The organism is Desulfobacteraceae bacterium (assembly GCA_022340425.1).
Lineage (GTDB): Bacteria > Desulfobacterota > Desulfobacteria > Desulfobacterales > JAABRJ01 > JAABRJ01.
In genome coordinates, this window is record JAJDNY010000209.1 from 1 (window position 1) to 5,688 (window position 5,688).

7 protein-coding genes and 1 tRNA gene are annotated in these 5,688 nt (G+C 59.4%); 4 read left to right on the forward strand and 4 right to left on the reverse strand.

What is annotated here, in order from left to right; translation table 11 throughout:
* Positions 1–271: outer-membrane lipoprotein carrier protein LolA (locus tag LJE63_17895; protein ID MCG6908479.1), on the forward strand; the 271-nt coding region annotated here is incomplete at its 5' end.
* Positions 272–568: 297 nt separating this feature from the next.
* On the opposite strand, the gene LJE63_17900 is transcribed toward LJE63_17895, so the two are convergent.
* From LJE63_17900 to radA, 3 genes are all read right to left on the reverse strand, one after another.
* The gene (locus tag LJE63_17900) at positions 569–1,312 is read right to left on the reverse strand and encodes a YebC/PmpR family DNA-binding transcriptional regulator (GenBank protein ID MCG6908480.1); all 744 of its coding nucleotides are present in this window, start codon (positions 1,310–1,312) and stop codon (positions 569–571) included.
* A complete protein-coding gene (locus LJE63_17905; GenBank protein MCG6908481.1) occupies positions 1,228–1,923 on the reverse strand; it encodes an RlmE family RNA methyltransferase in 696 nt (231 codons plus the stop codon). The genes LJE63_17900 and LJE63_17905 overlap by 85 nt, the downstream gene beginning before the upstream one ends.
* A gap of 106 nt (positions 1,924–2,029) precedes the next feature.
* The gene (gene radA / locus LJE63_17910; GenBank protein ID MCG6908482.1) at positions 2,030–3,400 is read right to left on the reverse strand and encodes a DNA repair protein RadA; all 1,371 of its coding nucleotides are present in this window, start codon (positions 3,398–3,400) and stop codon (positions 2,030–2,032) included.
* 186 nt (positions 3,401–3,586) lie between these two features.
* Between radA and LJE63_17915 the strand changes: the two genes are divergently transcribed.
* Both LJE63_17915 and LJE63_17920 read left to right on the forward strand, forming a co-directional pair.
* Positions 3,587–3,922, forward strand: coding sequence for a PLD nuclease N-terminal domain-containing protein (locus LJE63_17915; GenBank protein MCG6908483.1), 336 nt, complete (start codon positions 3,587–3,589; stop codon positions 3,920–3,922).
* A 50-nt stretch (positions 3,923–3,972) separates the two neighbouring features.
* Positions 3,973–4,048 (forward strand) — tRNA-Glu (locus LJE63_17920).
* A 373-nt stretch (positions 4,049–4,421) separates the two neighbouring features.
* Here the strand turns inward: LJE63_17920 and LJE63_17925 are convergent.
* The gene (locus tag LJE63_17925) at positions 4,422–4,805 is read right to left on the reverse strand and encodes a hypothetical protein (protein ID MCG6908484.1); all 384 of its coding nucleotides are present in this window, start codon (positions 4,803–4,805) and stop codon (positions 4,422–4,424) included.
* A 349-nt stretch (positions 4,806–5,154) separates the two neighbouring features.
* On the opposite strand from LJE63_17925, the gene LJE63_17930 reads away from it, so the two are divergent.
* A partial coding sequence (locus LJE63_17930) for a hypothetical protein (protein MCG6908485.1) occupies positions 5,155–5,688 on the forward strand: 534 nt, incomplete at its 3' end.

Consider the following 5,688-nt stretch of genomic DNA (forward strand, 5'->3'; position numbering starts at 1 on the left):
CAAGCAGTTCGTGATCGCCCTCGCCCCCCAGCAGACCAAAGGCACCCATACCCTCAAGCTTCTGCCGCGGGAGAAAAACATCGATCTGGCAAGGATCTTTCTGACGGTGGACGCCGAGACCTTCGTCGTCTCGCAGGTGGACACGGTCAACGGCTACGAGGATGAAACCCGGATCATGTTGCGCAACGTGCGCTTCGATCAGTCCCCGGACCCCGCCCAATTCCATTTCAGCGTCCCACCCGGGGCCGACGTGCTGGAACTCAACGATTAGCCGGTGCCCGGCTGCCCGCGGCACCATCCGATAGCCGGCAAATTCCCACCGGCTTTTTTGTTCCGAAAGGCCGTTGCAAGCGACTGGCGCCGTGCGGCGGCATGCCGCCCCCGGCGATTTTCCTGCCCGCGGGGACCAACCGGGTTGGGGTGCGATCTTGGGGGTGTTTTGTTCTGCGCGGCACCTGAGCGCCGGCAGAACTGCTGGCGGCGGCTGTCTCCGCCCTTTGGCAAGGGCGCGCGGCCGCCGCCGGGGGCTTGCCGCCAAGCCAGGCGGGGAAAGGCGGCTTGCGGAGGGCTACATGGCGTCGATCACGTCCTCTGCGATATCGGCGTTGGTGTAGACCTTCTGAACGTCGTCGCAGTCCTCCAGCATCTCCATCAGCCGGATCATTTTCTCCGCTTCCTTGCCGGTCAGGTTGGCGCTGGTCTGGGGCAGCATCGTCACCTCGGCCTCCACGAAGGGGATCTTTGCCTCTTCAACCGCCGCCTTGACGGCCTCGAAATCTTCGGGAGCCGTGAGGATCTCGAAATGGTCGCCGTCGTCACGGACGTCTTCGGCCCCCGCTTCCAGGACGGTTTCCATCAGAGTATCCTCATCGGCGGCGGTCTTTTCGACGTTGATGTAGCCTTTCTTGTCGAATATCCAGGCCACACAGCCGTTTTCCCCGAGGTTGCCGCCGTTTTTGGCGAAGATGTGGCGGATGTCGGCCACCGCCCGGTTCTTGTTGTCCGTCAAGGACTCCAGGAGGACGGCGGCGCCGCCTGGGCCGTAGCCTTCATAGGTGGACTCCTCGTAGTTGACCCCCTCCAGCTCACCGGTGCCTTTTTTGATGGCGCGGTCGATATTGTCTTTGGGCATGTTTTCGGTTTTGGCGGCCGCAATGGCCGTGCGCAGCCGCGGATTGGCGCTGATGTCGCCGCCGCCCATGCGGGCCGCCACGGTAATCTCCTTGATCAGACGGGTGAAGATTTTTCCCCGTTTGGCGTCCGCGGCCCCCTTTTTGTGCTTGATGGTCGACCACTTGCTGTGTCCGGACATAACGCCTCCTGTTTTTTACCGATTCCGATAATGAAGATCTCTTTGCTGGCCTTGCGGCTGCTCCGGGGTTTGAGGATTTTCAGCTGGGTGAAAGCCGATTTGACGGCCTCTGCAAAGGGTTTGAACTCCTCTCCCTGGAATATCTTGCAGACAAAGTTGCCGCCCGGGGCCAGCAGCCTGAGGGCCACGGCCAGGGCCGCCTCGCACAGGGCCGCCGAGCGCGCTGCGTCGGTGGCCTTGTCGCCGGTGGTGGCCGGCGCCATGTCGCTGATCACGACCTCGAAGGCTTGGGGCGAAAACTCCTCCAGCGGCGAAGGTGTGGCCAGAATATCGCCGCTGATGACCCTGACGTGGGGCGGCAGTGCCACGCTGACCGGTTTGCGGTCGATGCCCACCACCTTGCCGCCGCTGCCGGTAAGCTGCGCCGCGTACTGCAGCCAGGAGCCGGGGGCGCAGCCCAGATCCAGAACCCGCGCGCCCCTGCGGATGATGCGGCAGCGCCGCTGAATTTCCTGCAGTTTGTAAACCGAGCGGGCGGCGAAGTTCTCTTTTTTGGCTTGGCGGGTGTAGTGATCCGCCCACGGGTTGGGCCTGGGGCCCCGTCTGGGCATGGGCGCCGCTCCTTGCGCAAAGGGGCCGCTGCAAAGATGCCGCGGCCCATGCTGATGTTCGAAATCCCCATACAATTTGGTGCTTTTTTAGTCAACCGGGATCTGGTCAGAAGAGGGTTTCGACCGCTTCGGAAATGGTCCTGACGCCCACGGCTCGGAGCCCGGCGGGCACCTTCATGCGCTTCAAACTGCCGGCCGGAACAATGCAGCGGGTGAACCCCATTTTTTGGGTCTCGGCCACCCGGTTTTCAACATGGCTGATGGCGCGCACCTCCCCGGTGAGGCCCACCTCTCCGAGAACGATGGTGCCTTCGGGCAGGGCCTTGTCGAGGAAGCTGGAGGCCAGGGCCGCCACGATGCCCAGGTCCACGGCCGGCTCGCCGACCTTGATGCCGCCAGCCACGTTCATGAAGATGTCGTGGCCCATGAGGTGCATGCCGAGTTTTTTCTCCATCACCGCGGCCAGCAGGGCCACTCGGTTCTGATCCAGGCCGAGAATGGTGCGCCGCGGCGTGCCGAAACTGGTGCTGCTGGTCAGGGCCTGGAGTTCCACCAGAAGCGGCCGGCTGCCCTCCATGCTAGCGGTTACCACCGAACCCGGGGCGTTTTCGGGGCGCTCGGAGAGAAAAACGGCCGATGGGTTGGGGACCTCATCGAGACCCTTTTCCTTCATCTCAAACACCCCGATCTCGTTGGTGGAGCCGAAGCGGTTTTTCACCGCCCGCAGGATGCGGAACATGTGGTTGCGGTCGCCCTCGAAGTAGAGCACCGTGTCCACCATGTGCTCCAGCAGCCGCGGGCCCGCAATAGCGCCTTCCTTGGTGACGTGGCCCACCAGGAAGGTGGGGACGCCGCTCTTCTTGGCCATCAGCATCAGCCGCATGGCCGATTCCCGCACCTGGCTGACGCTGCCCGGGGCGGAGGCCAGCGCCGGGCTGAACATGGTCTGGATGGAATCCACCACCAGAACGTCGGGGGAGCAGGCCGCCACCATCGACAGGATGGCATCCAGGTCGGTTTCTGAGACCACCAGCATATTGCCCGCGATGGTGCCCAGACGCTGGCTGCGAAGCCGGATCTGTTTGACGGATTCCTCCCCGGAGACATACAACACTTTATGCTTGTCGCCGGCCAGACCGAAAAGGACCTGGAGCATCAGCGTGGATTTGCCGATGCCCGGGTCCCCGCCGATCAGCACCAGCGAGCCGCCCACCAGGCCGCCGCCCAAAACCCGGTCAAACTCCTGGAGATGGGTTTGCAGGCGTTTTTCGCCGTCGATGTTGACCGCGTCGATGGCCACAGGCTGGGCCCCCGTGCCTGTCAGCTGGGCCACCATGCCGACAGCGGCGCCATCCCGCCGGATCTCTTCCACCAGGCTGTCCCACTCGCCGCAGTCCGGGCATTTGCCCATCCATTTGGGGGCCTGGTGGCCGCATGCCTGGCATACGAAAACGGTTTTGACACTCTTTTTGACCATGACCCGTCCGGATTTAAGGGGAGGGGAATTTCGCGCACGGCACCATAGCATGCCCTCCCGGGCCGGCACAAGATGCCCCCTTGACGGCACCACAACCGTTTCCGTCATCGGAAAGTCTTGAAAAAATTGCCCCTTATCGTTATGAATGACTTTAAATCTTGAAATCCGGCGAGCCTGCTGCGTCCCTTGGCCAGGGATCGACCGGGAGAAGGCCTTCAAGGTGATTTTCCCTTAGAATCGCAGCGCGTATTATGGGAACACTATCTTTTTAGTCGCCAATTTGTTGAAGGGGTAGGCATGGATCTGAACACGGTTATTTTCTGGGTGGCCGTCGGTGCAGCGTTCTTTCTTCTCACCTGCATCGCAGTGATCGACATCGCCTACAAAGATTTCGGCGGGATCGAAAAAAAGGCTATTTGGGGTTTTGTGGCGATGGTGCCCTTTCTGGGCCCGCTGGTTTATTTCATCTTCGGCTATCGTAAGGGGCGCCGGCGCACCGGGGCAGGCAAAATCCCAAATTAATGTTTGACAAAAAAGGGGCTTTCCGATACTCAACCCCTGAATATTTTCAAGGTCCCATCGTCTAGCGGTCTAGGACGCCGGCCTCTCACGCCGGAAACAGGGGTTCGATTCCCCTTGGGATCACCAATAAAATTCAACGGGTTATAAATTGTAAGCCTTCATCTGGTAGGCCGGATACAAAATCCGGATACAAAAAACGCCTTCAGAGTTCCAGCTCTGAGGGCGTTAGTTTTTTGGAGAATGGGAGGGCTTCCGAGCAGCGGAAGTTGTTCTCCATTTTTCAGCATATCGGGCCGGAGGCGAGCGACGGCGGGGTTATGGGGGCGGTAATTCGGGTTCTTTCGGTGCCGCAGACATTGCGGCAAAACTCTCACCGGGCGCGGCGTTTTTCTGACCGGTCATCCCCTTTCGAGGATGCCGCTCAGTCGGAATGTCGCGGCGTCCGGTGAGAGGGAAGGTGTGTAATTGGGTTTATTTTAAGGGATGCGCAGGTCGGGGGCTAGTCGGAGTAGCCGCTGCCCACGATCAGGCCGCCTGCGGTCGTCTTGAGGTAGGAATGCTTCATCTTGCCCTGCCATTCATAGTCGACCCAAATGCCCTCCGGGGTAGATTGGCTGATGATGTCGTACAACGCGCTGGACTCTTCCTTCAGGCTTTTGCCGGCCAGGGTCGGATGAACGATCATGTTTCCGCCGGCTTCCATGATGAATGCATAGGGGTCGTAGTCATCTGCCTTGAACTCTGAGGCCGCTTTGCCGCCGTCGATGGCGGCCACGATGTCCTCTACGTTCTTCTGAATGGCAGCCTTGTCCGCGGCAAAAACATTGAAAGACAGGCATACGCCGAACATGACCACCATCGTCAAAATTGCAATTTTCCTCATTCCCCGCTCCTTGTTTGATTGGTGACTGGATAACTTCATTGGCCGACTCATCGCGCATCTTCCCACCTTGACCTCCGGGCTCACCTCCTTTCCATTCGGTGGGCGAACATTTTCATCAACTTTAAAAACTACCATACTTTAAAAACATTTTACATAAATTTTGTGAAATCTCAGGTCAAACACCGCTGTTTTTTTCCTTTCCCCCCCCTGTGTCAGAATAGTTGTCACCTCTAATGCCCAAGGTGCGGAAGGTATCCGGCACCCCACCCCGGGGTGGGGTGCCGGGGAGTCGGTGGTAAAACCCGCTCTTTGCACCTTTTACCCCAATTCGGCGGCGATGGAGGTTGATATGCCCTATTCGGAGATGTTTAAACGAAAAATGATTCAAAAAATGACCGGTTCCGATCCCGTTTCCGCTACCGCGCTCTCAAGAGAGGTTGACGTGCCCCAATCCACCCTGTCAAGATGGCTTAAAACAACCGGCATTACGCCACCTTATGGTTTTCCTGACAACGGCGCAAACACCCCCCAAATGAGAGCTCACATGAATGCTAAACGTCCAGAGGATTGGAGCCCCGAAGAAAAACTCAAAGCCGTCCTGGAAGCTGCCACTCTTGCTGACGACCAGCTCGGCGCTTTCTTGCGCCGCAAAGGTCTTCATGAAACCCACCTCCAGCAATGGCGCCTGCGGATGTTAAACGGCCTCGAAAAACCCGGTGGGGATAAAAAGCCCCCCCGTAGCGCTGCCGATCTCAAGCGCATCCGGGGCCTGGAAAAAGAGCTGAAACGAAAAGACAAGGCCCTTGCCGAAACCGCGGCGCTGCTCGTACTGAAAAAAAAAGTCCAGGAAATCTGGGGGGACGAGGACGACAGCACAGCCCCG

Excerpts from the sequence above, each read along its gene's own strand:
- LJE63_17900 (MCG6908480.1), bottom strand. The coding sequence starts at position 1,312 with ATGTCCGGACACAGCAAGTGGTCGACCATCAAGCACAAAAAGGGGGCC.
- LJE63_17905 (MCG6908481.1), bottom strand. The coding sequence starts at position 1,923 with ATGCCCAGACGGGGCCCCAGGCCCAACCCGTGGGCGGATCACTACACC.
- radA (MCG6908482.1), bottom strand. The coding sequence starts at position 3,400 with ATGGTCAAAAAGAGTGTCAAAACCGTTTTCGTATGCCAGGCATGCGGC.
- LJE63_17925 (MCG6908484.1), bottom strand. The coding sequence starts at position 4,805 with ATGAGGAAAATTGCAATTTTGACGATGGTGGTCATGTTCGGCGTATGC.